This is a genomic window from Ramlibacter sp. GS1-15 (assembly GCF_057785015.1).
Genome location: NZ_JBYNTU010000001.1, coordinates 2,840,197 through 2,866,711 on the forward strand (window position 1 = coordinate 2,840,197; position 26,515 = coordinate 2,866,711).

Annotated in this window: 27 protein-coding genes; 2 read left to right on the forward strand and 25 right to left on the reverse strand. The window is 66.7% G+C overall.

Annotated elements, in window-relative coordinates:
• Positions 1-3 precede the first annotated feature (3 nt).
• From AC3EF3_RS14175 to AC3EF3_RS14250, 16 genes are all read right to left on the reverse strand, one after another.
• Positions 4-777: an NYN domain-containing protein gene (locus tag AC3EF3_RS14175; RefSeq protein ID WP_488532790.1), complete on the reverse strand. Its 774-nt coding sequence runs from the start codon at positions 775-777 to the stop codon at positions 4-6.
• Positions 762-1,793: a dihydroorotase gene (gene pyrC, locus AC3EF3_RS14180; protein WP_488532791.1), complete on the reverse strand. Its 1,032-nt coding sequence runs from the start codon at positions 1,791-1,793 to the stop codon at positions 762-764. The genes AC3EF3_RS14175 and pyrC overlap by 16 nt, the downstream gene beginning before the upstream one ends.
• 29 nt (positions 1,794-1,822) lie before the next feature.
• On the reverse strand, positions 1,823-2,560 hold the full coding sequence (locus AC3EF3_RS14185) for an amino acid ABC transporter ATP-binding protein (protein ID WP_488533798.1): 738 nt from the start codon (positions 2,558-2,560) through the stop codon (positions 1,823-1,825).
• 26 nt (positions 2,561-2,586) lie between these two features.
• Complete coding sequence (locus AC3EF3_RS14190) at positions 2,587-3,255, reverse strand: amino acid ABC transporter permease (protein ID WP_488532792.1); 669 nt, start codon at positions 3,253-3,255, stop codon at positions 2,587-2,589.
• A gap of 1 nt (position 3,256) precedes the next feature.
• Positions 3,257-4,015 (reverse strand): amino acid ABC transporter permease, encoded by a 759-nt coding sequence (locus AC3EF3_RS14195; protein WP_488532793.1) that lies wholly within the window; start codon positions 4,013-4,015, stop codon positions 3,257-3,259.
• 149 nt (positions 4,016-4,164) lie between these two features.
• On the reverse strand, positions 4,165-5,064 hold the full coding sequence (locus AC3EF3_RS14200; protein WP_488532794.1) for a transporter substrate-binding domain-containing protein: 900 nt from the start codon (positions 5,062-5,064) through the stop codon (positions 4,165-4,167).
• A gap of 87 nt (positions 5,065-5,151) precedes the next feature.
• Positions 5,152-6,591: an aspartate ammonia-lyase gene (gene aspA, locus AC3EF3_RS14205; protein WP_488532795.1), complete on the reverse strand. Its 1,440-nt coding sequence runs from the start codon at positions 6,589-6,591 to the stop codon at positions 5,152-5,154.
• An 84-nt stretch (positions 6,592-6,675) separates the two neighbouring features.
• Positions 6,676-7,599: a LysR substrate-binding domain-containing protein gene (locus AC3EF3_RS14210; protein WP_488532796.1), complete on the reverse strand. Its 924-nt coding sequence runs from the start codon at positions 7,597-7,599 to the stop codon at positions 6,676-6,678.
• Positions 7,600-7,643: 44 nt separating this feature from the next.
• Positions 7,644-8,105 (reverse strand): YybH family protein, encoded by a 462-nt coding sequence (locus AC3EF3_RS14215; RefSeq protein ID WP_488532797.1) that lies wholly within the window; start codon positions 8,103-8,105, stop codon positions 7,644-7,646.
• Between the two features lie 24 nt (positions 8,106-8,129).
• Positions 8,130-8,588 carry a GNAT family N-acetyltransferase gene (locus tag AC3EF3_RS14220; protein WP_488532798.1) on the reverse strand — a complete coding sequence of 153 codons (459 nt, stop codon included), beginning with the start codon at positions 8,586-8,588 and terminating at the stop codon, positions 8,130-8,132.
• Complete coding sequence (locus AC3EF3_RS14225; protein ID WP_488532799.1) at positions 8,585-9,160, reverse strand: GNAT family N-acetyltransferase; 576 nt, start codon at positions 9,158-9,160, stop codon at positions 8,585-8,587. Before AC3EF3_RS14225 ends, AC3EF3_RS14220 begins: the two co-directional genes overlap by 4 nt.
• Positions 9,157-9,723: a GNAT family N-acetyltransferase gene (locus AC3EF3_RS14230; protein ID WP_488532800.1), complete on the reverse strand. Its 567-nt coding sequence runs from the start codon at positions 9,721-9,723 to the stop codon at positions 9,157-9,159. The genes AC3EF3_RS14225 and AC3EF3_RS14230 overlap by 4 nt, the downstream gene beginning before the upstream one ends.
• 56 nt (positions 9,724-9,779) lie before the next feature.
• Complete coding sequence (locus tag AC3EF3_RS14235; protein ID WP_488532801.1) at positions 9,780-11,726, reverse strand: ATP-dependent nuclease; 1,947 nt, start codon at positions 11,724-11,726, stop codon at positions 9,780-9,782.
• Between the two features lie 73 nt (positions 11,727-11,799).
• Entirely contained in the window at positions 11,800-12,735 is a 936-nt protein-coding gene (locus tag AC3EF3_RS14240; RefSeq protein ID WP_488532802.1) for a threonine/serine dehydratase, read from the reverse strand.
• The gene (ispH, locus tag AC3EF3_RS14245) at positions 12,732-13,667 is read right to left on the reverse strand and encodes a 4-hydroxy-3-methylbut-2-enyl diphosphate reductase (RefSeq protein WP_488532803.1); all 936 of its coding nucleotides are present in this window, start codon (positions 13,665-13,667) and stop codon (positions 12,732-12,734) included. Before ispH ends, AC3EF3_RS14240 begins: the two co-directional genes overlap by 4 nt.
• On the reverse strand, positions 13,664-14,116 hold the full coding sequence (locus tag AC3EF3_RS14250) for an FKBP-type peptidyl-prolyl cis-trans isomerase (RefSeq protein WP_488532804.1): 453 nt from the start codon (positions 14,114-14,116) through the stop codon (positions 13,664-13,666). Before AC3EF3_RS14250 ends, ispH begins: the two co-directional genes overlap by 4 nt.
• A 56-nt stretch (positions 14,117-14,172) precedes the next feature.
• On the opposite strand from AC3EF3_RS14250, the gene radC reads away from it, so the two are divergent.
• Together radC and AC3EF3_RS14260 are read left to right on the forward strand one after the other, a co-directional pair.
• Positions 14,173-14,850 carry a RadC family protein gene (radC, locus tag AC3EF3_RS14255; protein ID WP_488533799.1) on the forward strand — a complete coding sequence of 226 codons (678 nt, stop codon included), beginning with the start codon at positions 14,173-14,175 and terminating at the stop codon, positions 14,848-14,850.
• A gap of 15 nt (positions 14,851-14,865) precedes the next feature.
• Positions 14,866-15,525, forward strand: a complete 660-nt coding sequence (locus tag AC3EF3_RS14260) for a Smr/MutS family protein (RefSeq protein ID WP_488532805.1) — start codon at positions 14,866-14,868, stop codon at positions 15,523-15,525.
• Here AC3EF3_RS14260 and AC3EF3_RS14265 read toward each other — a convergent pair.
• The 9 genes from AC3EF3_RS14265 to AC3EF3_RS14305 all read right to left on the reverse strand — a co-directional run bounded on the left by AC3EF3_RS14265 (position 15,522) and on the right by AC3EF3_RS14305 (position 26,499).
• Complete coding sequence (locus AC3EF3_RS14265) at positions 15,522-15,902, reverse strand: group II truncated hemoglobin (protein ID WP_488532806.1); 381 nt, start codon at positions 15,900-15,902, stop codon at positions 15,522-15,524. The genes AC3EF3_RS14260 and AC3EF3_RS14265 overlap by 4 nt on opposite strands.
• A 289-nt stretch (positions 15,903-16,191) precedes the next feature.
• Positions 16,192-18,708, reverse strand: coding sequence for an ABC transporter permease (locus AC3EF3_RS14270; RefSeq protein WP_488532807.1), 2,517 nt, complete (start codon positions 18,706-18,708; stop codon positions 16,192-16,194).
• 46 nt (positions 18,709-18,754) lie between these two features.
• A complete protein-coding gene (locus tag AC3EF3_RS14275; RefSeq protein ID WP_488532808.1) occupies positions 18,755-20,146 on the reverse strand; it encodes a C13 family peptidase in 1,392 nt (463 codons plus the stop codon).
• An 8-nt stretch (positions 20,147-20,154) separates the two neighbouring features.
• Positions 20,155-21,000 carry a formate dehydrogenase accessory sulfurtransferase FdhD gene (locus AC3EF3_RS14280; RefSeq protein WP_488532809.1) on the reverse strand — a complete coding sequence of 282 codons (846 nt, stop codon included), beginning with the start codon at positions 20,998-21,000 and terminating at the stop codon, positions 20,155-20,157.
• Between the two features lie 31 nt (positions 21,001-21,031).
• Complete coding sequence (locus tag AC3EF3_RS14285; protein WP_488532810.1) at positions 21,032-21,493, reverse strand: hypothetical protein; 462 nt, start codon at positions 21,491-21,493, stop codon at positions 21,032-21,034.
• Positions 21,490-22,680 carry a formate dehydrogenase subunit gamma gene (locus AC3EF3_RS14290; protein WP_488532811.1) on the reverse strand — a complete coding sequence of 397 codons (1,191 nt, stop codon included), beginning with the start codon at positions 22,678-22,680 and terminating at the stop codon, positions 21,490-21,492. Before AC3EF3_RS14290 ends, AC3EF3_RS14285 begins: the two co-directional genes overlap by 4 nt.
• Positions 22,680-22,904, reverse strand: coding sequence for a hypothetical protein (locus AC3EF3_RS14295; protein WP_488532812.1), 225 nt, complete (start codon positions 22,902-22,904; stop codon positions 22,680-22,682). The genes AC3EF3_RS14290 and AC3EF3_RS14295 overlap by 1 nt, the downstream gene beginning before the upstream one ends.
• Complete coding sequence (fdh3B, locus tag AC3EF3_RS14300) at positions 22,901-23,518, reverse strand: formate dehydrogenase FDH3 subunit beta (protein ID WP_488532813.1); 618 nt, start codon at positions 23,516-23,518, stop codon at positions 22,901-22,903. The genes AC3EF3_RS14295 and fdh3B overlap by 4 nt, the downstream gene beginning before the upstream one ends.
• A 2-nt stretch (positions 23,519-23,520) precedes the next feature.
• Positions 23,521-26,499 (reverse strand): formate dehydrogenase subunit alpha, encoded by a 2,979-nt coding sequence (locus tag AC3EF3_RS14305; RefSeq protein ID WP_488532814.1) that lies wholly within the window; start codon positions 26,497-26,499, stop codon positions 23,521-23,523.
• Positions 26,500-26,515: the final 16 nt, after the last annotated feature.

The window sequence follows — 26,515 nt, forward strand, 5'->3', positions numbered from 1 at the left end:
GCCTCAATGGCGCGTGGCCTTGAAGCGCTTGTCGCGTACTGCCACGGTCGATTTTCCCTCGTCGGCCATCTCGAAGAGCTGAGTCGCCGCCAGGAGCTTGGTCAACGTGGCGTAGCCGTAATTGCGCGAGTCGAACGACGCCTGGTTGGCGATCTGTTGTCCGACGGCGCCGACCCGCGCCCACCCTTCGTCGTCAGCGGCCGCCTGGACGGCATTGCGCAGCAGCATCACGAGCTTGGTGTCCTGCTTCAACTGCGCGGTCGGCACTCGCAAAGGCGATGTGGGCGCCGACTCGGCGCCAAGGTCGGTGCCAGGCTCCAGCTTGTCCAGAAAAAGGAAACGCGAGCAGGCGTTGACGAACGGCTCGGGCGTCTTGCGAGCACCGAAGCCGTAGACGGCCGCACCTTTCGCCCGAAGGTGCATCACCAGCGGCGTGAAATCTGCGTCCGAGGACACGATCCCGAACGCGTCCGGGGCGTCCGTGTACAGCAGATCGAGCGCATCGATGACCATGGCCATGTCGCTCGCGTTCTTTCCTTTCGAGTAATCGAACTGCTGCATCGGGCGAATCGCGTGCTCGTGCAGCGCGTCCTCCCAGCCCTTCAGCTCTGCCTTTTTCCAGTTGCCGTACGCGCGCCGGATGCTGGTTTCGCCGAACGTCGACAACTCGTTCAGGATCAAATCGATCTTGGACGCCGGCGCGTTGTCGGCATCGATCAGCAAGGCAACGCGAGGCTTCGGATTCACCAACGCGCCCCTGCCTAGGCCAGTCGCCATTGCAGCGTCTCGCCCGCCCCCAGCGGCTTGAGCCTGGCCTCGCCGAAGGCGAAGCTCTCCGGCACGGTCCACGTCTCGCGTCGCAGCGTGATGCGGTCGCCGTTGCGCGGCAGGCCGTAGAAATCGGGGCCGTGGAAACTCGCGAAGGCTTCCAGCTTGTCGAGCGCGCCGGCCTGGTCGAACGCCTCGGCGTACAGCTCGATCGCGGCATGCGCCGTGTAGCAGCCGGCGCAGCCGAGCGCATGTTCCTTCAGGTGCGCCGGGTGCGGCGCGCTGTCGGTGCCCAGGAAGAACTTCGGGCTGCCGCCGGTGGCGGCTTCGACGAGCGCCACGCGGTGCACCTCGCGCTTGAGCACCGGCAGGCAGTAGTAATGCGGCCGGATGCCGCCCGTGAAGATCGCGTTGCGGTTGTAGAGCAGGTGGTGGGCCGTGATCGTCGCGCCCAGGTGCTTGTCCGCATCGCGCACGTACTGCGCCGCATCCTTCGTCGTGATGTGCTCCATCACGATCCTGAGCTCCGGGAAATCGCGCCGCAGCGGGATCAGCTGCTGCTCGATGAAGACGGCCTCGCGGTCGAACACGTCGACCTCGGGCGACGTCACCTCGCCGTGCACCAGCAGCAGCAGGCCGAGGTTCTGCATCGCCTCGAGCGTCCTGTAGGTCTTGCGGATGTCCGTCACGCCCGCGTCGCTGTTGGTCGTCGCGCCGGCGGGATAGAGCTTCACCGCGACGACGCCGGCGGCCTTGGCACGCTTGATCTCTTCGGGCGGCAGGTTGTCCGTGAGGTACAGCGTCATCAGCGGCTCGAAGGCGAAGCGCGGCGGCACCGCGGCGAGGATGCGCTGCCGGTAGGCCTCGGCCTGCGCCGCCGTCGTGACGGGCGGCTTGAGGTTCGGCATGATGATCGCGCGGCCGAATTGCGCGGCCGTGTGCGGCACCACGGTTTTCAGCGCGTCGCCGTCCCGCACGTGGACGTGCCAGTCGTCGGGGCGCGTGATCGTGATCTGGTCGGTCATGGGACGTATTGTCCCAGACCGCTGCGGCGTCAGTGCGCCAGGATCTTGTTCAGGAAATCCTTCGTGCGCGGCTGGCGCGCATCGGGATTGCCGAAGAACTCGTCCTTGCTGCAGTCCTCGAGGATGCGGCCGCCGACGTCGATGAAGATCACGCGGCTGGCCACCTTGCGCGCGAAGCCCATCTCGTGCGTGACGACCATCATCGTCATGCCTTCCTTGGCCAGACCCACCATCACGTCGAGCACCTCACCGACCATCTCGGGGTCGAGCGCGGACGTGGGTTCGTCGAACAGCATCACGATCGGGTCCATCGACAGCGCACGAGCGATGGCCACGCGCTGCTGCTGGCCGCCCGAGAGCTGGCCGGGGAACTTGTCCTTGTGCGCCGTGAGGCCCACGCGGTCGAGCATTTTCAGGCCGCGCGCGCGGGCCTCGTCCAGCGAGCGGCCCAGCACCTTCACCTGCGCGATGGTGAGGTTCTCCGTCACCGACAGGTGCGGGAACAGCTCGAAGTGCTGGAACACCATGCCGACGCGGCTGCGCAATTTGGGCAGGTCCGTTTTCGAGTCATGCACGGCGATGCCGTCGACGAAGATCTCGCCCTTCTGGAACGGCTCCAGCGCATTGACGGTCTTGATGAGCGTGGACTTGCCCGAGCCCGATGGGCCGCAGACGACGACGACGTCGCCCTTGTTGATGTTGACCGAGCAGTCCGTCAGCACCTGCACCGGGCCGTACCACTTGGAGACGTTCTTGATTTCGATCATGGAGGACATGGTTCTTCTCCGGTGCCTTAACGGATGATGGCGATCTTCTGCTGCAGTCGCTTCACGAGGAAGGACAACGCGGAGCAGAGGACGAAATAGACGATGGCGGCCATGAGGTAGGCCTCTTCGGTGCGGCCGTAGATCTTGCCCGCGTTCTGGAAGCCCTTCAGGAGATCGTACGCACTGATGGCGTAGACCAGGGAGGTGTCCTGGAACAGGATGATGGTCTGCGTCAGCAGCACGGGCAGCATGTTGCGGAAGGCCTGCGGCAGGATGATCAGCCGCATCTGCTGCGCGTAGGTCATACCCAGCGCCTGGCCGGCGTAGACCTGCCCGCGCGGGATCGACTGGATGCCCGCGCGCATGATCTCGGAGAAGTACGCGGCCTCGAACGCGATGAAGGTGATGATGGCCGAATACTCCGCGCCGATCGGCCGGCCGATGATCAGCGGCACCAGCAGGTAGAACCACAGGATCACCATCACCAGCGGGATGGAGCGCATGCCGTTGACGTAGAAGGTGGCCGGCATCACCAGCGCCGTCTTGCCCGACAGCCGCATCAGCGCGAGCAGCGTGCCGAAGATGATGCCGCCCAGCGTGGAAATGGCGGTGAGCTCGAGCGAGAACCAGAAGCCCGTCGCGACGAACTTGCTGATGACGTCCCAGCTGATCCAGGTGAGGTCGAGATTGCCCATCTCAGTGGCCTCCCCCGCCGGTGCCGGCGACGATGAAGCCCGGGATGCGCATGCGGCGCTCGACCAGCGCGAACACGCGGTTCACGGCGAAGGCGGACAGCGCATACAGCGCCGTCACGCCCAGGTAGATCTCGATGCCGCGCGAGGTTTCCTCCTGCGCCTGCGTGGCGAACCAGGTGAGCTCCGCGATCGACACGGCGAAGGCGACCGACGAGTTCTTCAGCAGGTTCATCGATTCGCTGGTGAGCGGCGGCACGATGATGCGAAAGGCCATCGGCAGGATCACGTAGCGATAGGTCTGCGCGGTGGTGAAACCCATCGCCATGCCCGCGTAGCGCTGCCCGCGCGGCAGCGACTGGATGCCGGCGCGCACCTGTTCGGCGATGCGCGCGGAAGTGAAGAAGCCGAGCGCGAAGATCACCAGCAGGAACCCCGGCACCTGCTGGAAGAACGGGAAGGCCTTGGGCACCACGAAGTACCACAGGAACAGTTGCACGAGGATGGGGACGTTGCGGAACAACTCGACCCACCCGTTCGCCAGGCGCGAGAGTACGGGGCTGTTCGGCAGGGTGCGCGCAGTGCCCACCAGGAAGCCGACGACGATCGCGATCACCCAGGCACAGCCCGCGACGGCCAGCGTCCAGCCCCACGCGTGGATCATCCACTCGAAATACGTGATGTCCGCGCCCTTGGCCCAGCAGGTGGGCTCGACCACGTTGTCGGTCGTGTTGCGGCAGAAAACTTCCCAATCCCAGCTCATGCGCGATTCCCCTCCTGGGGCGGCCCCTCGTGTGGCATTTGTTTTTTCGGGCCACGCGCAAGGCGCAGCTCGTCCGTTTCAACCTTAAAGCAGAAACCCCGCCGGGGCAAGCCCGAGGCGGGGTTTCCGTCCTTCGTCCGCTGCCCCGATCAGGACTTCTTCTGGTAGTCCTCGACCGGCTTGTCGTTCGGGTTCTGCCAGGCCGCCTTGGTCGCCGCACTGGCCGGCAGGTTCAATTTGGCGTTCTTCGGCGGGATCGGCTGCATGAACCACTTGTCGTAGAGCTTGGCCAGCTCGCCGCTCTTGGCCATCTGGTCGATCACCTGGTCGCCCAGCTTCTTCAGCGTGTCGCCCTTGCGGACCATGATCGCGATCGGCTCGACGCTGATCGGCTCGCCGACGATCTTGAAGTCGGCCGGGTTCTTCGCGTTGGCGATGTTGCCGGCCAGGATCTGGCCGTCCATCACGAACGCATCGGCGCGGCCCGACTCGAGCAGCAGGAAGCTGTCGGCGTGGTCCTTGCCGAAGACTTCCTTGAAGTCGACGCCGTTGGCGCGCTCGTGCTTGCGCAGCAGCTGCACCGAGGTCGTGCCGGTGGTGGTCGCCACCGTCTTGCCGGTCAGGTCCTTGATGGCGTTGATGCCCGAACTGGCCTTGGTGGCGATGCGCACTTCCTCGACGTAGGTCGTGTGCAGGAAGTCCACGTCCTTCTGGCGCGCCAGGTTGTTGGTGGTGGAGCCGCACTCGATGTCCACGGTGCCGTTCTGCACCAGCGGGATGCGGTTCTGCGAAGTGACGGGCTGGTACTTGATGTCGATGGGCTTGCCGACCTGCTTGGACAGCGCCGTGACGATCTTCTGGCAGATCTCGACGTGGTAGCCCGCGTACTTGCCGTCGCCCAGCGTGTACGACAGCGCGCCCGACGAATCGCGCACGCCCATGGTGATCTGGCCGGTCTGCTTGACCTTGGCGACGGTGTCGTTCGTCTGCGCGAAGGCGCCGCCGACGGCGAGCGCGCCGACAGCGAGGGCCAACAGTTGTTTCTTCATGCGGGTCTCCTGTGATGAAACGGTGATGGAATCACAACGAAATTCTAGGGATCTGGTGTTGCGGGATTACCCTGAACGATACCTTGCTCAAGCAGGCCCCGTGCCTGCCTTGCCGTTCGGATCGGCAAGTCGCAAGGGCTGCGTCAGCTTCTCGGGCACGAGCAGCGCGTCCATCTCCTCGCGCGTCATGATGCCGAGCTCCTGCGCGACGACGTCGATGGGCTGGCCGGTGGCGATCGCGGTCTTCGCGATCAGTGCCGCCTTCTCGTAGCCGATGATCGGATTGAGCGCCGTCACCAGCGTCACCGATTCGCGCACGCGCCTGGCCAGCACGTCGCGATTGGCTTCGATGCCCGCCACGCAGTGATCCTGCAAGGTGCGGCACGCATTCGCGAGGTGCGTGATGCTCTTGAAGAGGCTCCACCCCATGATGGGCTCGAAGGCATTGAGCTGCAGCTGGCCGGCTTCGGAAGCCAGGGTGACCGTCACGTCGTTGCCGATCACCTCGAACGCCACCTGGTTCACCACCTCGGGGATCACCGGGTTCACCTTGCCCGGCATGATCGACGAGCCCGCCTGGCGCGGCGGCAACTTGATGTCCGCAAAGCCCGCCTGCGGGCCGCTGGAGAGCAGGCGCAGGTCGTTGCAGGTCTTCGACAGCTTGGTCGCCACGCGCTTGAGCACGCCCGAAAGCTGCACGAACGCGCCGGTGTCCTGCGTGGCCTCCACCAGGTTGTGCGAGGGCACGACCGGGATGCCCGATCCTTCGGCGAGCAGCCGGATCGCGAGCGCGGAGTAGCCGGGCGGCGCATTGATGCCGGTGCCGATCGCGGTGGCGCCCAGGTTCACTTCCTGGATCAGCGCGCGCGCTTCGCGCAGCCGCGCTTCGTCCTCCTCGATCATCACCGCGTAGGTCGAGAACTCCTGGCCCAGCGTCATGGGTACGGCGTCCTGCAACTGGGTGCGCCCGATCTTCAGGACGTCGGCGAATTCCCTGGCCTTGGCGTCGAAACCGGCGCGCAGGTAGGCCATCGCGTTCAGCAGGTCGTCGATGGCCGTCCACAGGGCCAGCCGCACCGCCGTCGGGTACACGTCGTTGGTGCTCTGCGAGGCGTTGACGTGATCGTTCGGGTGGAGCGCGTCGTAGCGGCCCTTCTCGAGCCCCATCGTCTCGAGCGCGAGGTTGGCGATCACCTCGTTGGCGTTCATGTTGGTGGACGTGCCCGCCCCGCCCTGGATCACGTCCACCACGAACTGGTCGTGGCAGCGCCCGCCGACGAGCAGGTCGCAGGCTTGGCAGATGGCGCCGGCGCGCTTGTCGTCCAGCACACCGAGTTGCAGGTTGGCGCGCGCCGCCGCCTTCTTCACGTGGCCGAATGCACGGATGAGCGCCGGCATCGCCGACAGCGGCGTGCCCGAGATCGGGAAGTTCTCGACCGCGCGCGCGGTGTGCACGCCCCAGTACGCATCGGCGGGGATGCGCTTTTCGCCCAGGAAATCGTGCTCGATGCGGGAGGGTGCTTTCACGGTGGCGCGAACTGTAGGCGATGAAGCGCGCGGACGCCAATGCCTGATGGGCGCTGGACTATGCAGAAAATTTATAACGCGTCCTCACGCGTTGGTCTTGCGCAGGTAGTCCCACAGCGCCTGCGCCGTTCCCTTGGGCTGCTCCTTGCCTACGGGTTTCTCCCGATAAGCGCGCACGTCCATCGCCATCTCCAGCCCTTGCAGCCCAGCCGCGGCGCTCACCAGCCGGCGCGAACGCAGCTCCTTCTTGACGGCGCTGGACGGCAGGAAGGCGACGCCGTGGCCTTCGAGCGCCATCACCTTCAGGCCTTCGGCCATGTCGGTCTCGTACATGCGATCGAGGTGGATGGCCACCGGCGACTGCTTGAGGATCAGGTCGGCGACGCGCCCGAGGTAGGCGCCCGGCGCATATCCCAGGTACGGCAGCGGCTGCGCGGCGCGCCCGGGCAGCTTGAACATCGGCTCGCCCTGCGCATCGGGCTTGCAATAGGGCGCGAGCGTCTCCTGCCCCAGGGTGACCATCTCGTAGCGGTCGGCATCGAGCTGGAACGGCTGCGACGAGTGGTAGTAGCCGATGAAGATGTCGCAGCTGCCTTCCACCAGGCGCATCACGGCGTCGTGCACGTTCAGCGCGATCAGCCGGCTCTTGATCGGCCCGAACTTCTCGCGCACCGTGGACACCCACGCCGGAAAGAACGTGAAGGCCAGCGTGTGAGGCACGGCGAACTCGATCACGTCCTGCCCCGCCGAGGCGTGCCCTCGCAACATGGCGCGCGTGCTTTGCAGCGCCTGCAGCATCTCCAGCGACTGCGAGTAGAGCGTCTCACCCGCGGGCGTGAGGCGCGTGGGGTACGAGCTGCGGTCGACGAGGTCGGTGCCGGCCCAGGCTTCCAGCGCCTGGATGCGGCGCGAGAACGCGGGTTGCGTCACGTGCCGCAGCTGCGCGGAGCGGCTGAAGCTGCGGGTTTCGGCGAGGCTCACGAAATCCTCGAGCCATTTGGTTTCCATGGCGCGATTATTCCGCGACGCGGGCACGCCCGTTCATGGCATCGTCACCGGGTCTCGCATTCCAGCGGACCGCTGCCCCGGTCGAAGACGATCTTCCACCGGCCCGGCGCTTCCTGCCGCCAGATCGAATTGAAGCAACCGATCAGTTTGCCTTCCGGATCGCGCACCGGCCCCGTGCTGAGCGCGAGTGTCCCGCTTTCGAGCACCTCGACCCGCGCGGGCTCCCACGAGAACGGCGCCGCCGGCGTAGCGTAGAAGCGCGACCAGTAATCGAGCACGGCCTGTTTGCCGTGCAGCGGCGCCGGCCCGGAGAAGAACACGGTCTCGTCGGAGAGGAACGTGCCGAAGGCTTCCAGGTCGCGATCGGCCATGGTTTTCGCGAAGGCGCGTTCGGTCGCGATGACTTCCGTGCGCGCCTTGTCGCCTCGGTCGAGCCCGGTCAGCGACGTGGTCGTGCAACCCGCCACGACGGCGCACAGTGCGATGGCGAGAACCCGAAAACGCATGCGCTGGTCTCCTCGCGCCGAATCTTAAGCCCGCAGCGGCTTCTCCATGAACACGCTCAGGGGATCGGGCCCGTAGCCGCCGAAGGGGCCACGCAGCCGGTAGCCTGCGCGCTCGTAGAGGCGCAACGCCTCGGGCTGCGAAACGCCCGTTTCCAGCCGCATGAGAGCCACATCCCGCTCGCGCGCTGCGGCCTCGAGACAGGCGAGGAGCCGTTGCGCGATGCCGCGCCCGCGCAGCGCCGGCCGCACGAACATGCGCTTGAGCTCCGCCCAGCCGTCGTTCACGACCGCCGCGCCGCAGGCGACGGCCGCGCCTTCGCCGGTGCGCGCGACGGCGAACAGCACGTTGGGCCGCATCAGCGCATCGATGGCGATCCCGTGGTGGCTTTCCGGCGGGTAGAGCGGCTTCTGGTAGGCATCGAGCTCGTCGATGAGCGCGACCACCTCCGGCTGGTCGGGCCGCTCGAAGGCGATGCGCGTCATCGCGCGAGGTGCAGCCGCACGACGGGCCGCTCGGGTTTGCGGCGCGCGACCTCCTCGAAGCCGGCCGCGTCGTACATGGACTTCGCGCCGAACCACATGCTGGTGTCCGCGCTGCGTCCTTCGCGGTCGACCGGGTAGGCTTCCACCAGCTTCACCTTCTTCCTGCGGCAGTACGCGACGGCGGCATCGAGCAGCTGTTTCGCGACGCCCTGTTTGCGGTACTCGGAAGGCACCACGAAGCAGATGACGGACCACACCGGCTGGTCGTCCACCGGCCCCATCACCGGCGAGCGCGCGAGCTTGGAGAAGTCCTCGCGCGGACCGAACGACACCCAGCCGACGGGCACGCCGCCCTGGTAGCCGATGAGCCCGACCTGCCTGCCGTCATCCGCGAGCGCCTTCAGCTCGGCGCGATTGCGTGCCGCGCGCTCCCTGGTGAACCCATCGCTGCGCCCGCTCTTGCGGTAGTACATGCACCAGCAATGGCGCGCCACCGAGCAGCCGCGCGCATGGAAGATCGCCTCGAGGTCCGGCCAGTTGGCGGCCGTGAGCGGCTTCGCGACGAAGCTCACGCCTTCGGCCTCCCGGCCTCCCAGTCGCGGCGCAACAGGCCGTACACGCTGCTGTCGACCACTTCGCCGCGCATGATGGCGTGCTCGCGCCGCGTGCCCTCGTGGCGAAAGCCCAGGCGCTCGAGCACACGGGCCGAGGCAGCGTTGCGCGGGTCGATCACGGCGTCGAGCCGGTTCAGGTCCAGGTCGCTGAAGCCGAACTGCACCAGCGGCGCGACCGCCTCACCGGCATAGCCGCAGCCCCACACCTCGCGCGCGAGCGCGTAGCCCAGGTCCGCGCGCCGGCTCTCCTTCGCGAAATTGAACAGCAAGATCTCGCCGATCACGCGTCCGTCGTCGGACCGCTCCACCGCGAGCCGCAGGAGATCGCCCGAGGCCATCATGTTGATGTCGCGCGCGATGCGCTGGTGCGCCTCGTCGACGTGATTCCAGCCGCCGACCGGGATGTAGCGATACACCTGCGGATCGGAGTAGAAGGCGAACAGGTCGGGCGCGTCGGCGTGGCGGAAGGGCCGCAGCTGCAAGCGCGGCGTGGACAGGCGCAGGTCGGCAAAGGAAGGCATGCGGGCGATTATGGCCGGGACAGGATGCAGTAGTTCTTTGATCGCTCAAGCGAAGATCAAGCGAGTTCCGGTGAAATTCTGATTATTTCGGTGACGATTGAGTCCAACGTCTGCGACCGGCATTCCTCGGCGGCTGCACGCATCAGCAACTCGCGTACAGCAAAAGCCGACTTCAGGAGATCTCGGGTTTCGGGAATTCCATATTCGGCACGAATCGCCTCGCACGTGGAATGAAATTGATGCTCGCCAATTTCGGCTTTCAATGTCGTTTCCAACCTGTCCTCGAACGAAGCATAGGCCCTCGCAACGATCGTTCTCGCCGGTGAAAGTTGATCTTCTGGGACGCCGCACACGCGTTGAAGCGCCTTGTTGATCTCTTTCTCCTCGCGATCGCAATCCCAAATGGCGTAGACGGGAATACCGAATTCCCGAAAAATCAGATACGGACGATCCATGTTTGACTTTCCGTCGGCGGCAACGACTGCAATCCCTCGAGCAAGAAGATCGACTCCTCGCAGGCTCGCCGCGGCTGTGATAGCGGCTTTGTCTCCTAGGCCTTCAACAAGAACAACTGCTTCGGCGAAGAACCCTTCCGCAAGCTCGGGGCCGATGATGTGCAAGCGTGCCCGAAGGCCTTCGGGCGTAAGCTGCTGAGCGCGCTCCGGATACGCGGCTCTGAGGCGCTCAGTGACTGTCGCTAAGCTGGATTCGGTAAAGGCACATTCCTTGCAATTGGCCCCTTCATGGTTAATTCGACGCGCTAGGCGAATCTCGTCGAATCGGTCCATGGCGACAAATAATGGGCTATGAGATGCGAATAGCACCTGAGTGCACGCAGCCACCCCGGGCAACTTCCCCGAGCTGAGCTCCGAAAGCACCCGCGCAAAGTGTCGCTGCTTTTGTGGGTGTTGGTATAGCTCAGGCTCTTCGATGGCAAGAATCAATCCCGGCAATGCCTCGCCGCCGCCGATCGCGTCGTTGCCGTTTTCCGCCGGAGTTGCGGTCGCCACGGCTCTCGCCAGGTGCTGCAGCAAGGTCAAAATAAGTGCCCGCTGCAGCCCGTGGCCTTTGCGATTCACAGGACCGACAAAGCCGCCTTCACCAAGTTGAACATCGGCAGCTGGCAAGGGAACGGCAAATTCTTCCGCTGGCCTCCAATTTAGTTCCACCGCCGATTCGCGGTAGTACGCCTGCAAGGTCGAAGTCAGGTCATCGCCAAGATTTCCGAGCTCAGGGAGCGCATCGGGGTTGGTGATGGCTTTATATTCTTCGGATACCCTGTTCTTCCATTCCCTAAAGTCTTGCCGCTGCTGCACTACATTCTTGACTACTAGCTCAAGGAGTCGTGCAACCACCGCACCCTTCGAGTCCTGCGCATCCGCCGAAACATCACGAACAGCGGGAATGAATACGAATGCGGTAGATCGTTGGAGCGCGCCGTTTGCGACATTCGTGAATCCGAAGAATCTGCCATCGTCGCGAAGCAATTGGCAATGCTCTGAATGCCTAGCCTCCCACTCTGACATCTGAGCCTCTATGTCGGCGGCGGCGCGGGCCGGTGGAGGCAAATCAGCGTAGATTCCACCGGCTTCGCGGAGTTGAGTGTAGGCGGGTCTCTTCTCACCTGTCGCAAGCGACCGAATCCTCGCGAACTCTTGATGTTGAGACGTCACGCCGAAGTAGCTGCCAGAGGCGCGTCCTAATTCCGGATCGAACACGCGAGCGACAGTCATCTCGTCATTGTGAATTCGGCTGCCAAAGCGCCCTCGCTCTTCTGCGCTGAAGGCCGTGAAGGTCAGTGAAATGACTGTTTCCGCCGGCCGACGCGCAAAAAAATCATCCATTTCCATGGATGCCGATGGGCCATAGAACTTGTCCAAGGCGCGCAGAACCGTAGACTTTCCGGTACCGTTTCCGCCGATCAGCGCAAGCTGCGCTCCCACTTCAATCTCAGCTTGTCGGATCGCGCGGAAATTGCGGATCGATATTCTCTTTAGAAGCATGTTGAACCTCCCCACGCAAATTTTCGTAGGGCAGCTCAACAATGGCAAATGTCATCTTTGCTGGGACCGAATGTCAGCCTAAAGTGGCAGGATCGAGGTTCGCGCCGCAGATCACAAGGCAGGGCCGCTGAACATCGGCCGCGATGCCCGCGCGCAGGGCCGCCAGAGGCAAGGCTGCCGCCGGTTCGACGGCGAGCTTGAACTGTTTCCAGAGCGCCGACTGCGCATCGCGGATCGCCTCGTCGGGCAGCAGGTGCGATTCCCTGACCCAGCGCTGCGCGATCTCCCACGCCAGCGTGCCGACGCGCTTGGCGCCCAGTGAATCGGCCGCTATGCCGCTCACGGCGACGTCGACCGGCCGGCCGGCTTCACGCGCGCGGTACAGCGTCGGCGCGAGTTCGGGCTCCAGGGCGACGACGCGCGCGCGGTCCTCGAACCACGAGGCGATGCCGGCGACCAGCCCGCCGCCGCCGACGCTCACGAGCACGGCATCGGGCACCGCCCCGCCCTGCTCCTCGATCTCCTGGGCGATCGTGCCGGCGCCGGTCACCACCTCGGGCTGGTCGTACGCATGCGTGAGCAGCGCGCCCGTTTTCTGCTGGCGCGCGAGGCACGCCTCGAGCGCTTCGGCGTACACGCTGCCCGTGACGACCACTTCGGCGCCGAGCTCGCGCAGCTTCTGCTGCTTAGCGGGACTGGACACCGTCGGCACGAAGACCTCGCATTTCACGCCCAGCTCTTTCGCGGCCGCCGCCGTGGCGATGCCCGCGTTGCCGCCCGACGCGACGATCACGCCGCTGGCCGGAATGGGGTGCGAGAGCAGGCGATTGAGCATGCCGCGGGCCTTGAAGCTGCCGCTGGCCTGCAGGTGTTCGAGCTTGAGCCAGACCTCCTCGCATGGCACGCCGAGCGCGCGGCCGGGCAGTTTCCACAGGGGCGTGCGGCGGATGAAGTGCGCGTGATCGCGCGCGAAGCGATGGGCCGCGCGCTCGATCTCGGCGCGGTTCACAGTTTGAGGCCCTTGGGCAGCGGGAACTTCACCGTCTCCTCGATACCGTCCATCCTGCGCACCGACACCGCTCCCAGCGAGCGGATCCTGCGCACCACGGCCTTGACCAGCACCTCGGGCGCCGACGCACCGGCCGTGAGGCCGACGCGCTCCTTGCCTTCGAGCCATTCGGCCTTCAGGTCGTCGATGCTGTCGACCATGTATGCCGGCACGCCCAGCTTGCGCGCGAGTTCCGCCAGGCGGTTGCTGTTCGAGCTGGTCGGGCTGCCCACGACGATCACCACGTCCACCTGCCGCGCCATCATCTTCACCGCGTCCTGCCGGTTCTGGGTGGCATAGCAGATGTCCTGCTGCTTCGGCTCGCGGATGCTCGGGAAGCGGGCCTTCACCGCGGCCGTGATTTCGGCTGCGTCATCGACGGAAAGCGTGGTCTGCGTGACGACCGCGAGCTTCTCGGCCTGCGCAGGCTGCACATGCGCCACATCCGCCACGTCCTCGACCAGGTGGATGCCGTGATCGAGCTGGCCCATCGTGCCTTCGACCTCGGGGTGTCCCTTGTGGCCGATCATGATGAACTCGTAGCCTTCCTTCGCCAGCTTGGCGACCTCCACGTGCACCTTGGTCACGAGCGGGCAGGTGGCGTCGAACACGTTGAAGCCGCGCCGCTTCGCCTCTTCTTCCACGGCCTTGCTCACGCCGTGGGCCGAGAAGATCAGCGTCGCACCGGGCGGAACCTCGGCCAGGTCCTCGATGAAGATCGCGCCCTGGGCCTTGAGGTCGTTCACCACGAAGGTGTTGTGCACGATCTCGTGGCGCACGTAGATCGGCGCACCGAACTTCGCGAGCGCGCGCTCGACGATCTCGATGGCGCGATCGACCCCCGCGCAGAAACCGCGCGGCTCGGCGAGCACGATCTCTTTGGCCAGGGTCATAGCACGCCGATCACTTTGACTTCGAAGGTGACGGGCTGGCCTGCGAGCGGGTGGTTGAAGTCGAACAGCACGGCGTCCTCCTCGACCTGCTTCACGTGGCCCGCATAACTGGACAGGCCGTCGGGCGTCGGGAACTGCACGACTTCGCCGACGTGGTACTGCTCGTGCGCGTCGCCCAGCTCGTTGAGCAACCTGCGTGCGACCCACTGCACCATGTCCGGGTTGCGCTCGCCGAAGGCGGCGCCGGCCGGAATGTCGATCACCGCGTGCGTGCCCTCCTCCAGGCCGATCAGGCGCTCCTCGACGGCCGGCGACAGTTCGCCCGTGCCCAGCGTGAGCGTGGCCGGCTTGTCCGCGAAGGTGTTGATGATGTCGCCTTCCGGGCCGGACAGCCGGTAATGCAAGGTGAGGAAGGAGCCGCGCTCGATCCGGTGCGGGGTGGAAACCATGGAAGTCCCGATAAACTGGTTCCTATTGTAGAAACCTGGCCTTGGTCCACGCCCCGATGTCGCTCAAGACCCTTCCCGCCGACGCCCGCCCGCGCGAGAAGCTGCTCGCGCGCGGCGCCGGTGCGCTCAGCGACTCCGAGCTGCTCGCCCTGCTCCTGCGCACCGGCACGAAGGACAAGGGCGTGCTGCAGATGGCAGATGAAGTTCTCGGAACTTTCGGCGGAATCGCGGGACTTTTGCACACTGCGGCCGAGGACCTGAAGCGCATCAATGGCCTGGGCGGGCCCGCCAAGCGGGCCGAGCTGGTCGCCGTGATGGAACTTGCGCGCCGCGCCCTCGCGCAGCAGCTGAAGGAGCGCGAGGTCTTCGGTTCACCCGATGCGGTGAAGCACTATCTGCAGATGCACCTGGCGCGCAAGCCGCACGAGGTGTTCGCCGTGCTGTTCCTCGACGCGCAGAACCGGCTCATCGCCATGGAGGAACTCTTCCGCGGCACGCTGACACAAACCAGCGTCTACCCGCGCGAGGTCGTGCAGCGCGCGTTGCAGCTCGAGGCGGCGGCGGTCGTGCTCGCGCACAACCACCCGAGCGGGACGGTGCAGCCGTCGCGCGCGGACGAGGCGCTCACCCAGACGCTGAAAGGCGCGCTGGCCCTGATCGACGTGCGCGTGCTCGATCACGTGATCGTCGCGCCGGGTCAAGCCCTCTCGATGGCCGAAAAGGGCCTTCTTTGACTGGCCTTCCCTGAAATGAAACTGAAGTCGCTCCAGGACCTGCACGCCATCGGCAAGAAGCTCGCCGAGGAGCGCCTGTTCGCGGCGACGCAGGAGCAGGCGCGCCAGGAGGCGGAACACAAGGCGCACGCGGAGCGGACCTTGTTCGTGCGCGCAGCCGGCGACGTGAAGCCGCTGCGCGAACACCACGCCAAGCACCGGCGCGTGCACCTCGCCCCCGAGCAGCCGCTGCCTGTGCCCGTGCAGCAGCGTCTCGACGAGCAGCGCGTGCTGCAGGAGGCGCTCAGCGACGAATTCGACGCGACGACCCTGCTGGATATCGACGAGGCGCTGAGCTTTCGCCGGCCGGGCGTCGGTGCCGACGTGACGCGCAAATTGCGCCGCGGCGGCTGGAGCATCCAGGGCGAGATCGATCTTCACGGCCTGCGGCGCGACGAGGCGCGCGGGGCGCTCGCCGCGTTCCTGCGCGAAGCCGGCAAGCGCGGCTGGCGCTGCGTGCGCGTCGTGCACGGCAAGGGGCTGGGCTCGCCCGGCAAGACGCCCGTGCTCAAAGGCAAGGTGCAAAGCTGGCTGATGCAGAAGGACGAGGTGCTCGCCTTCGTGCAGGCGCGAGCCGATGAAGGCGGCGCAGGGGCCTTGGTGGTGCTGCTGCGCCCGTCTATTCCGGGGGCCTAGCCCGGCGTGTTCCTCATCCAGTCGGCGGTCTGCGAGAAGCTCTCGCGCAGCCGCTCACGCAGGGGCGCGTCCACATCGACTTCGCCCATCGCCTGGTCCATGCAGGCAAGCCACTGGTCGCGCTCCTTGATGCCGATCGCGAACGGCATGTGCCGCGCGCGCAGGCGCGGGTGGCCGAAGCGCTCGATGTAGTAGTCGGGCCCGCCGAGCCAGCCGCACAGGAACCAGAACAGGTTCTGCCGCGCACGGGCAAGCTCGCTGCCGTGCGTCGCGCGCAAGTCCACGTACGCCGGCTCCAGGTCCATCAGGTCGTAAAAGCGTTCGACGAGCAGTTTCACCTTCTCTTCGCCGCCGATCCACTCGAAAGGGGTTTGCATCCCCCCGATTTTCGCGCAGGAGCCTGGGTGGCGGAGAAACGGGCCAGCGCCGCCACCAGAAACGCGTCAGGCTAGGCGCGGGCGAGGCAGTGTGGTCGATCCACATAAGGAGCCCGTAACAACGCATGACGCGTTTCTGGTGGATGGCCCGGAGGGTTGGGCCGATAAGGGGCCGTATGCGTCGTTACGAAAACGGGTCAATACATCGAGTATTGACCCGTTCCCGCGCCTAGCCTCCAGCCCCTTCTCGGCCCAACGCAGGCCCGTTTCTCCGCCACCCAGGCTCCCGCTATTCGGCCGCGCGACGCAAGGTTTCCACGACGGGGCGATTGAGCACCTCGCGCAGTCCCCACCAGCCCGCAGCGAGCGCGAGCACAGCCCCCGCGATGGCGCCGAACAGGGGCACCCAGCCCGAGGCGGTCCAGTCGAAACCGAACGCGTAACGGGCCATGCCCCAGCCGACCACACTCGCCACCACGCTGGCCAGGAACCCGGCGAGCAGGCCGACACCCACGAGCTCGGCCCTTTGCACCTTCCGCAGCAGCGCGCCGCTGGCACCGACGGCACGCATGATCGCGAACTCGCGCGCGCGCTCCTCGCGCGTGGCCGTCACGGCCGCGAACAGCACCGCCACGCCCGCGGCCAGCGTGAAGCCGAACAGGAATTCGACGGCGCGGATCACCTTGTCCAGCACGCCCTGCACCTGGTTGATGGTCGCGGTCATGTCGACGTCCGTGATGTTCGGGAAGCGCTTGACCAGCTCGTTGTCGAAGCCGCGACGCGGCGGCGCGCGGAACGCCGTCATGTACGTCACCGGCACGTCCCTGAGTTCCTTGACCGGGTAGATCACGAAGAAGTTGGCACGCATGGAACTCCAGTCGACCTTGCGCAGCGACGTGATCTTCGCGTCGGTGGTGATGCCGCCGATGTCGAAGCGCAAGCTGTCGCCCAGCCGCAGGCCCAGCGTCTTCGCGATGCCTTCCTCGACGCTCACCGCGCCCTCCTCGTTCTCGGTCCATCGCCCCGCGACGACTTCGTTGTGCACGGGTTTCACGGGCGTGGTCGACAGGTTGAATTCGCGGTCCACCAGCCGTTTCGCGCGGTCTTCCGCGTAGTCGTCGGGTGTGACGCTGCGGCCGTTCACGGCGACCAGGCGCCCGCGGATCATGGGGAACCAGTCGTACTTGTCCACGCCGGCCGACCCCAGCGCCGCCTGGAAGTCCTGGGCCTGCTCCGGCATCACGTTGATCACGAACCGGTTCGGCGCATCGGGCGGCGTGGCCTGCCGCCAGCTCGCGATCAGGTCCGTGCGCAGCAGCACCAGCAGCACCAGCGCGAGCAGGCCCACGGCCAGCGCACTCACCTGCACCACGGCGTAGGCGGGCCGCGCGGAGATCTGGCGCGTCGCGAGCACCAGCCAGCGCGGCGCCGTCGCCTCGTTCACGGACACGCGCAGCAGCTTCACCGCGATCCAGCTCAGGAGCGCGAACAGCACCACCGCGCCGGCGAAGCCACCGACGGCCATGCCGCCCAGCACGATGTCGCTGCTCGCGCCCAGCAGCAGCGCGGCGAACCCGGCCACGCCGACGGCGAGCACCAGGATCGATGCGGGCTTGAGGTTGCCCACATCGCGCCGGATCACTCGCAGCGGCGGCACCTGCGCGAGCTGCAGCACCGGTGGCAGGCCGAAGGCGAACAGCAGCGTCAGGCCCATGCCCAGGCCGAACAGGCCCGGCCACACGCCCGGCGCGGGCAGGCCGGACGACACCAGGCCCGCCAGGAGGCGGATGAAGACGAAGTGCACCCCCAGCCCGAGCACGACGCCGACGACGCTCGCGGCAATCCCGACGATGCCGAACTCGATCGTGTAGGCCCACGCGATCCTTCGCTGGCTCTGGCCCAGCACGCGCAGCATCGCGCAGTCGTCCAGGTGCCTCGAGGCGAACCCGCGCGCCGCGAGGGCGACGGCGACGGCGCTGAGCAGCGCGGCGAGCAGTGCGACCAGGTTCAGGAATTTCTCGGCGCGATCCAGCGTCTGCCGCATCTCGGGACGCCCGCTTTCGAACGACTCCACGCGCACGCCGCGAACCTCGGGCTTCTTCGCCTCGGCGTCCGCCCATTTCGTGAAGCGACCCACTGCCGCATCGGGCCCGGCGACGGCAAAGCGGTAAGCGACCCGGCTGGCCGGCAGGATCAGGTGGCTGGCCGGCAGGTCCGCGTCGTTGATCATCACGCGGGGCGCGAAGCCGAGGAAGCCCACCTCGCGATCGGGCTCGCGCGTGATGATCCGGCCGATGCGCATGCGTGAATCGCCCAGCAGGATCTCGTCGCCGACCGACAGCTCCAGGGATTCGAGCAGCGAAGGGTCGACCCAGGCCTCGCCAGGCGGCGGGACGCCCTGCGCCGGCTCCTCCTCGCTTTCCGGCTGCGTCGCCACACCGAGCCGCCCGCGCAAGGGATAGGACGGCGGCACCGCCTTCAGCGCAACCAGCCGCGCGGCACCGCCCCTGGCTTCGGACGCGCGTGCCATCGTGGGAAAGGTCTCGGTCGTAACGGTGCGCAACCCGAGCTCGCGCGCCTTCGCGACGAACGAGGGCGGCGTGGGCCTGTCGCTGATGACGAGGGCATCGCCGCCGAGCAGCTGGCGTGCATCGCGCGCGAGCCCGCCCTTGAGCCGGTCGGCGAAGAATCCCACCGCCGTCAGGGCCGCGACCGCCAAGGTCACGGCGATGATCAGCAGGCGCAGCTCGCCAGCGCGCATGTCGCGCACCAGCGTGCGCCAACCGAGCTGCCAGGCGGAGGTCATGGGCGCAGCTTAGCTTCCAATTCTCATGCGCCGATTAGGCATGGCATCAGTGGGCATCGAGCCGCTGCTCCAGGGCTTTCAGCACCGGGCGGATCCCCTCGCCCACGAGGATCTGCGGATTGGAAAAACCGTCGGCCTTGCCCGCTTCCTCTTCGCGCTTCCTGATCACGGGCACCGCCGCGGCGAACGCCTGCTCCAGCGAGTGCGTGCGGCGCAACTGCTCGTCGAACACCGCACGGCCGAAGAAGGTGAGCTCCGAGCCCGAGCCGCAGCCGAACGAGGTGTGGGTCGCGTCGGCCGCGGTCATCACCAGCGTGTGGTCGTCCGCGATCGGGCCGACCCAGCCGCCCGCGAAACAGGCCGAGATGACGATCACGCGGTTGCGGATGCCAGCGTTGTCCAGCGCCTGGCGCAGTTCGCCCGGGCTGACCGTATCCACGGCCAGCGGCGGATTCGATGCCGCGAGCTGGAAATCCTGCGCCCCGTGCGACGTGAGATAGACGAACAGCACATCGTGCTCGCGGTCCATCTTGCCGGCCACGGCGCCGATCGCACGCTCGAGGTTCAGCGGCGTCGCCCACGGCAGGGAGTCGGCCGTCGTCGCGTGGTTCGCGAGCTGGAGCACGCGGCCGCCGGCATCGAACCGGTCCTGCAGCACCTGCCTGACCATCGTGCTCTCGCGCAGGAAGACGTCATCGTCGGCATAGGGCGCGAAGACGATGCCGTAGACGTCGATCACGCCCGGCCGCTGCGGCGCGAGGCTCGCGAGGGCCTGCCGCCACACGCCCTGCTGCGTCTCGAAGGTTTCCTGCGAGAGCTCCAGGCGCGGTGGGCCTTCCTGCGCCAGCTCCGAAGCATCCGCCTGCCAGGGCCGGTCGGGGAATTCCACGGTCGCGATCGCGAAGAGCCCGACCAGGCCCGCGGCCAGCGCCACGTTGCGCCTGGGGGTGAGGCCGAACGCCAACGACAGCCGCACGAGGACGGCGAGCAACCAGACCCACAGCAGCGCGTAAAGGGTCCATGCGGCGGGCCCGCTCTGGAGCCTTTCGGGCAGCATGTCCTGCGCCTGCGCGATGCTGATCAGCTGCGACACCAGGGTGGCCGGCGCCATCGCCGTGAACCACAGGGCGAACCAGGCCGCCAGCCCGCGCGGCCGGCCTGCATCCTCCTGCGCCGGGGGCAGCGCCCACCACGCCATCAGCAGCATCGCGCCCGTGGTCCACCATGGCGCGAGCCAGCCACGCACGTCGAACTGCACGTCGCCCGCGACCTCGAACCAGCCGAGGCCGATGTCCAGCAGCGACCAGAGCACGACGACCGCGAAGACCTGCCAGGGTGCGGGCTGCGCCGCGCCGACGCGCGGGCGCAGCAGCACGCCGGCGCGCAGGCCTTCGTGTATCCAGGTGTGAAGGGGCAATCGGGAAGCAGCGTCCGCCATCGGCGGGATCATGCCACTGCGCGCAGCTTCGGCCCGGCGAGTTCCGGCTGCAGTTGCAGCCGATGCGCGCCGGCGTAGCAGAGGAAGCGCTTGTTGGTCGCGCGGCCGATCGCACACAGGCCCAATTGCTGTGCGACCTGGTGGCCCATCTGCGTGATGCCGCTGCGCGAGACGACGATGGGCACGCCCATCTGCGCGGACTTGATGATCATCTCGCTCGTCAGGCGACCCGTCGTGTAGAACACCTTGTCGTGCGTGGGCATCGCAGCGTCCTGCAGCCACATCCAGCCGGCGATGGTGTCGATCGCGTTGTGCCGGCCGACGTCCTCCACAAACAGCAGCATGGTCTCGCCCTGGAACAAGGCACAGCCGTGCACCGAGCCCGCCGATTTGTACGTGCTCTCCTGCAGCCGGATCGCGTTCACCAGGCCATAGAGCTGCGCCTGCGTGATCGTCGCCTCGGGCAGGCGGACGGATTCGATCTCGTCCATGAGGCCGCCGAACACGCTGCCCTGCCCACAGCCTGTCGTGATGACGCGTCGCGAGGTACGCTCCTTGAGCTTGGCGATGCCGCGGCGCGTTTTCACGGCCGCGGCCCCGACCTCCCAGTCCACGGTGATCGACTCGATTTCGTCGAGCGAACGCACCAGCCGCTGGTTGCGCAGGTAGCCCAGCACCAGCCACTCGGGATGGGCACCGAGAGTCATCAGCGTCACAAGCTCGCGCCGGTCGACATACACCGTCAGCGGGCGCTCGGCGGGAATCGACGTGGTGCCGCGCTCGCCGTACTCGTCGACGACCTCGACCGCGCACGTGAGCGGCGCGCTGGCGTGGGTGAGGAAAGGCAATGCCATGAGGCGATTATTCCCCGCCTCCGGCCGGAACCTACTTCTTGCCGCCCATCTCCGCCGAATTGGGCTTGACGCTGGGCGGGCTCGCGGCCGTGCCCGAAGGCGAATGCGCGCCCGACGTTTCCAGCGGTTTCTGGTCCGGCGGGTTGTATGCGAACGGGCCGGGATCGGCGCAAGGCGGCGGCGCGGACGCGACGGCGGGCGTGGGCGTGGAGCCCGACGCTGCCGAAGCAGCGCCCGACGCGGCGGAGGCGGCAGGCGTGGCGGCCACCGGCATGGCGCTCTTCGAAGCCTCCTTGCCGTTGTGCTTGCCGTACTTGGCTGCGATCTTGTCCTGGGACTTGCACAGCTGATAGGCATCCACCTTGGATTGCCACGCCGCCTTGGCCGCGGTCTCGGCGGCCTTGGCCTTGGCGGCATCGTCGGGCGGCGGCAGTTTCGCCATCGTGCCCAGGGTGACGGCCATCGCCGCCAGGGCCAACAAGGTCTTCTTCATGCGCTCTTCTCCTCGGGCGCCGCAGCGACGAGCGGCTGGCTGCGTTGGGCGGGGATCTTGCCGGACTTGATGTCCTCGTACCAGTAGCCGTGGTGTTCCTGTGCCCACGCCTCGTCCACATAGCCATGGCGCATCGCGGTGTAGGCGCCGCGCACGCCGGCGGTGCCGAGGTAGGCGTGGAAGCCCAGCACACAGATCATCAGCACGGCCGCCGTGGCATGGAACATGTGCGACCACTGCATGGTCTGGCGCGTGTACTCGATGGGCAGCAGCTTGTCGAGCGACAGGCCCGAACTCACCACGAAGAAGCCCAGCACGATCGCGCCGATCCAGAACACCACCTTCTCGCCCGCGTTGAAGCGGTGGGTGGGCGGCTCGCCGCCTTCCTTGTTGAATACGCCGCCGAGCTTGAGCATCCAGTTCATGTCGCCCCGCCTCGGGAACTCGTCCTTGATGAACGTGATGATCACGATGATGATCGATACCGTGAACAGCGGGCCGAAGAAGTTGTGCAGCGTCTTGAGGAAATAGGTGAGCGGGCCGTAGAGCTGGCGCCCCAGCACCGGCAGCATGAAGAAGCGCCCGAAGGCCATCACGATGCCCGAGATCGCCAGCACGCTGAAGGCGATGGCGTTGGTCCAGTGCGCTGCGCGCTCGAAGGGCGTGAAGCGCTCGATGCGCATGCCACCGCCACCGACCGCGTCATGGTGGCCGATGCGGCCGCGCGTGAAGTAGAAGATCGCGAGGGCCAGCGCGAAGATGACGATCAGCGCGCCGCCGTACGGCACGATCCAGTTGTTGCGCACCTCGCGCCAGGCCTCGCCGGCCGTGACGTAAGCGCTGCCCGGGTACTGCACCGGCGCCTGGATCAGCACACCCATTTCGGGGTACTTGTCCTTCGGATAATTGGTGAAGCCTTCGGCGCCGCGCTGGATGTCGCGGTACATCGGCGCGTTGTTGCCGGGCTGGACGCGGTTGCGCTCGGCGTTGTTCTGCTTGAGGTAGTTGGGGTCGGAGCTCGCGTCCGGCTTCACCTCGGGCTTGACCTCGAGGATGTTCTGGCCCTGGATGCCACCCAGCGACGGCGCCGGCGGCGGCTCGTCATGCCTGGGGGCGGCGGGTTGCTGCGCCAGCGCGAGGCCGCTGGCGAACATCACCGCACAGAGAAGCGATCGCGCGGCCCGCATCAGGGCACCTTGTTGTAGTCGTTCTGGCCCATTTGCAGCCGGGTCTTCATCTGCGATTCCCAGCTGGTCTTGTCGCCCGGCTTCCAGCCCGGCACGGTGAAGGCCGAGCCGCCCTGGAAGGCCGCCGTGTCCGCGCGCGCGTTGCTGCTGATGGTCTGCGGCTGCTCGGTGCACGCGGCGATCAGCGCGAGCGGCCAGACGATGTAGATGACGCGCCTGCTCATGACTTCTGGCCTCCCGGCTGGCCGGCCTGTTTCGAGCCGTAGGCGGTGCCCCAGCCCCAGGCCTCGGCGCCCTTGCCGCGCTTGACGACGCGGTTGCGGAAGATGTCCGCGACCACATCGCCGTCGCCGCCCAGCAGCGCCTTGGTGGAACACATCTCGGCGCAGGCCGGAAGCTTGCCTTCGGCGAGGCGGTTGCGCCCGTACTTCTCGAACTCCGCTTCGGAGCCGTTGGTCTCCGGCCCGCCGGCGCAGAAGGTGCACTTGTCCATCTTGCCGCGCACGCCGAACTGGCCTTCCGACGGGAACTGCGGCGCACCGAACGGGCACGCATAGCTGCAGTAGCCGCAGCCGATGCACACGTCCTTGTCGTGCAGCACCACGCCCTCGTCGGTGCGGTAGAAGCACTGCACGGGGCACACCGCCATGCAGGGTGCGTCGGAGCAGTGCATGCAGGCCACGGAGATCGAGCGTTCGCCGGGAACGCCGTCGTTCAGCGTGACCACGCGACGGCGGTTCACGCCCCACGGCACCTCGTGCTCGTTCTTGCAGGCCGTGACGCAACTGTTGCACTCGATGCAGCGCTCCGAGTCGCAGATGAATTTCATGCGCGCCATGGTCAGGCCCTCTCAACGTTGCAGATCGTCGTCTTCGTCTCTTGCATCATCGTCACGCTGTCGTAGCCGTAGGTGGTGGCGGTGTTGACGGCCTCGCCGCGCACGACCGGGTGGGCGCCGTTCGGGTAGTAGGGCAGCAGGTCCGTGCCCTGCCAGCGCCCCGAGAAGTGGAACGGCATCCAGCAGGTGTCCGGCCCGACACGCTCGGTGACCAGCGCCTGCACGTTCAGGCGTGCGCCGGTCGGCGTCAGCAGCCACACGCGGTCGCCGTTACGGATGCCGCGCTCGGCCGCCGCCTTCGGGTTGATCTCGACGAAGGACTCCTGCTGCAGCTCCGCGAGCCACGGATTGGAGCGCGTCTCCTCGCCACCGCCTTCGTATTCCGTCAGGCGGCCGGACGTGAGGATCAGCGGGAACTTCTCGGCCACCTTGTCCTGGACGTTCTTCTCCTGGATGGTCTTGTAGAGCGTCGGCAGCCGCCAGAACGCCTTCTTGTCGTCGTGCGTCGGGTACTTGGCGACGAGATCCGGCCGGGTGCTGTACAGCGGCTCGCGGTGCTGCGGCACGCCATCCGGGAAGTTCCACACCACGGCCCGCGCCTTGGCATTGCCGAACGGGTGGCAGCCGTGGTTCTTCATGACGACACGGATGATCCCGCCCGACATGTCGGTCTTCCAGTTCTTGCCCTCGGCCGCGACCTTCTCGGCGTCCGTCAGTTCATCCCACCAGCCCAGCTTCTTCATCAGGACGTGGTCGAACTCGGGATAGCCGGTCTGGATCTCGGCGCCCTTGGAGAACGAGCCGTCCTCGGCGAGCAGGTTCACGCCGTTGCGCTCCACGCCGAAGTTCGCGCGGAAGTTGCCGCCGCCGTCCATCACGTGCTGCGCCGTGTTGTACAGGACGTGCGTGCCGGGGTGCTTCAGCTGCGGCGTGCCGTAGCACGGCCACGGCAGGCCGAAGTAGTCGCCCGTGAGGTCGTAGCCCGTCTCCTGGTCCTTGACGTTGCCCTTGCAGCGCAGCGTCTTCACGTCGAAGGCCGCCATGTTCTTCATGTGCGCCTTCAGCCGCTCGGGGCTCTGGCCCGTGTAGCCGATGGACCAGCAGGTGATGTTGATCTCGCGCAGGATGTCGTCGGGCAGCGGCTCGTCCATGCCCTTGACCTTCTGCATCTTGTAGTTCTTGGACAGCTCCTTGGCGAAGCCGAACTTCTCGGCCAGCTGGTGCATGATCATCTGGTCGCTGCGGCTTTCCCAGAGCGGGTCGATCACCTTCTCGCGCCACTGCAGCGAGCGGTTCGACGCCGTGACCGAGCCGCTGGTCTCGAACTGCGTGGCGGCGGGCAGCAGGTACACCGCACGGTTCGGGTTGAGGTCTTCGGGCTTGCCCGGCATCGCGGCCATCGCGGCGGTGGCCGACGGGTACGGATCGATCACGACCAGCAGGTCGAGCTTGTCCATCGCCCGCTTCATTTCCAGGCCGCGCGTCTGCGAGTTCGGCGCGTGACCCCAGAACACCAGCGCTCGCAGGTTCGAGTCCTGGTCGATCAGCTCGTTCTTCTCGAGCACGCCGTCGATCCAGCGCGACACCGTGATGCCCGGCTTGGACATCATCGCCGGCGAGGCGAACTGCTTCTTCAGCCACTCGAAGTCCACGCCCCAGGCCTTGGCGAAATGCTTCCAGGAGCCTTCGACGATGCCGTAGTAGCCGGGCAGCGAATCGGGGTTGGGGCCCACGTCGGTGGCGCCCTGCACGTTGTCGTGGCCGCGGAAGATGTTGGCGCCGCCGCCGGGCACGCCGATGTTGCCCAGCGCCAGCTGCAGGATGCACGAGGCGCGCACGATCGCGTTGCCTGTGGTGTGCTGGGTCTGGCCCATGCACCACACCACCGTCGACGGCTTGTTCTTGGCCATCATCTCGGCGATCTGGTAGACGCGCGCTTCGGGCACGCCGCAGGCCTCTTCGACCTTGTCCGGCGTCCACTTGGCCATCACGTCCTTCTTCACTTCGTCCATGCCGTACACACGGTCGTGGATGTACTTCTCGTCGGCCCAGTTGTTCTTGAAGATGTGATACAGCATCCCGAACAGGAACGGGATGTCCGAGCCCGAGCGGATGCGCACGTACTCGTCGGCCTTGGCGGCCGTGCGCGTGAAGCGCGGATCGACCACGATCAGCTTGCAGCCGTTCTCCTTCGAGTGGAGCATGTGCAGCATCGAGACCGGGTGCGCCTCGGCCGCGTTGGAGCCGATGTACATCGCGCACCTGGCGTTCTGCAGGTCGTTGTACGAATTCGTCATCGCGCCGTAGCCCCACGTGTTCGCGACGCCCGCGACCGTGGTGGAGTGGCAGATGCGCGCCTGGTGATCGCAGTTGTTGCTGCCCCAGAGGCTGACGAACTTGCGCAGCAGGTAGGACTGCTCGTTGCTGTGCTTGGACGAGCCGACCCAGAACACGGCGTCGGGGCCGCTCTGCTTGCGGATGTCCAGCATGCGCTGCGCGATCTCGTTGTACGCCTGGTCCCAGGAGATGCGCTCGTACTTGCCGTTGACCAGCTTCATCGGATAGCGCAGGCGGTATTCGCCATGGCCGTGCTCGCGGATCGCCGCGCCCTTGGCGCAATGCGCACCCAGGTTGATCGGCGAATCGAACACCGGCTCCTGCCGCACCCACACGCCGTTCTCGACCACGGCGTCGATCGCGCAGCCCACCGAGCAGTGGCTGCAGACGGTGCGCTTCACCTCGATCTTGCCCTTACCCACGACATCGGGCCGGCCGTCGGCGGCACGCGCTTTTTTCACCAGCGACAGCTGCGACGCGGCGATACCCACGCCGACCCCGAGGCCCGAGCGGCGCAGGAATGCACGGCGGTCCATCGTGGGAATCGCCTGCGCCAGGCCGCGCTGCAGGCTGTGGACGAAGGGCGAGCGCCCGGCATCGGATGCGCGCCCGTGGGCGCCACCCGGCTTTTTGGTCAGCAACATGGATGTCTCCTGCGGG

Bases quoted from the DNA above. Each gene is read 5' to 3' on its own strand.
- AC3EF3_RS14175 (WP_488532790.1), bottom strand. From the start codon at position 777: ATGGCGACTGGCCTAGGCAGGGGCGCGTTGGTGAATCCGAAGCCTCGC.
- pyrC (WP_488532791.1), bottom strand. From the start codon at position 1,793: ATGACCGACCAGATCACGATCACGCGCCCCGACGACTGGCACGTCCAC.
- AC3EF3_RS14185 (WP_488533798.1), bottom strand. From the start codon at position 2,560: ATGATCGAAATCAAGAACGTCTCCAAGTGGTACGGCCCGGTGCAGGTG.
- AC3EF3_RS14190 (WP_488532792.1), bottom strand. From the start codon at position 3,255: ATGGGCAATCTCGACCTCACCTGGATCAGCTGGGACGTCATCAGCAAG.
- AC3EF3_RS14195 (WP_488532793.1), bottom strand. From the start codon at position 4,015: ATGAGCTGGGATTGGGAAGTTTTCTGCCGCAACACGACCGACAACGTG.
- AC3EF3_RS14200 (WP_488532794.1), bottom strand. From the start codon at position 5,064: ATGAAGAAACAACTGTTGGCCCTCGCTGTCGGCGCGCTCGCCGTCGGC.
- AC3EF3_RS14210 (WP_488532796.1), bottom strand. From the start codon at position 7,599: ATGGAAACCAAATGGCTCGAGGATTTCGTGAGCCTCGCCGAAACCCGC.
- AC3EF3_RS14215 (WP_488532797.1), bottom strand. From the start codon at position 8,105: ATGCGTTTTCGGGTTCTCGCCATCGCACTGTGCGCCGTCGTGGCGGGT.
- AC3EF3_RS14220 (WP_488532798.1), bottom strand. From the start codon at position 8,588: ATGACGCGCATCGCCTTCGAGCGGCCCGACCAGCCGGAGGTGGTCGCG.
- AC3EF3_RS14230 (WP_488532800.1), bottom strand. From the start codon at position 9,723: ATGCCTTCCTTTGCCGACCTGCGCCTGTCCACGCCGCGCTTGCAGCTG.
- AC3EF3_RS14235 (WP_488532801.1), bottom strand. From the start codon at position 11,726: ATGCTTCTAAAGAGAATATCGATCCGCAATTTCCGCGCGATCCGACAA.
- ispH (WP_488532803.1), bottom strand. From the start codon at position 13,667: ATGACCCTGGCCAAAGAGATCGTGCTCGCCGAGCCGCGCGGTTTCTGC.
- AC3EF3_RS14250 (WP_488532804.1), bottom strand. From the start codon at position 14,116: ATGGTTTCCACCCCGCACCGGATCGAGCGCGGCTCCTTCCTCACCTTG.
- radC (WP_488533799.1), top strand. From the start codon at position 14,173: ATGTCGCTCAAGACCCTTCCCGCCGACGCCCGCCCGCGCGAGAAGCTG.
- AC3EF3_RS14260 (WP_488532805.1), top strand. From the start codon at position 14,866: ATGAAACTGAAGTCGCTCCAGGACCTGCACGCCATCGGCAAGAAGCTC.
- AC3EF3_RS14265 (WP_488532806.1), bottom strand. From the start codon at position 15,902: ATGCAAACCCCTTTCGAGTGGATCGGCGGCGAAGAGAAGGTGAAACTG.
- AC3EF3_RS14270 (WP_488532807.1), bottom strand. From the start codon at position 18,708: ATGACCTCCGCCTGGCAGCTCGGTTGGCGCACGCTGGTGCGCGACATG.
- AC3EF3_RS14275 (WP_488532808.1), bottom strand. From the start codon at position 20,146: ATGGCGGACGCTGCTTCCCGATTGCCCCTTCACACCTGGATACACGAA.
- AC3EF3_RS14280 (WP_488532809.1), bottom strand. From the start codon at position 21,000: ATGGCATTGCCTTTCCTCACCCACGCCAGCGCGCCGCTCACGTGCGCG.
- AC3EF3_RS14285 (WP_488532810.1), bottom strand. From the start codon at position 21,493: ATGAAGAAGACCTTGTTGGCCCTGGCGGCGATGGCCGTCACCCTGGGC.
- AC3EF3_RS14290 (WP_488532811.1), bottom strand. From the start codon at position 22,680: ATGCGGGCCGCGCGATCGCTTCTCTGTGCGGTGATGTTCGCCAGCGGC.
- AC3EF3_RS14295 (WP_488532812.1), bottom strand. From the start codon at position 22,904: ATGAGCAGGCGCGTCATCTACATCGTCTGGCCGCTCGCGCTGATCGCC.
- fdh3B (WP_488532813.1), bottom strand. From the start codon at position 23,518: ATGGCGCGCATGAAATTCATCTGCGACTCGGAGCGCTGCATCGAGTGC.
- AC3EF3_RS14305 (WP_488532814.1), bottom strand. From the start codon at position 26,499: ATGTTGCTGACCAAAAAGCCGGGTGGCGCCCACGGGCGCGCATCCGAT.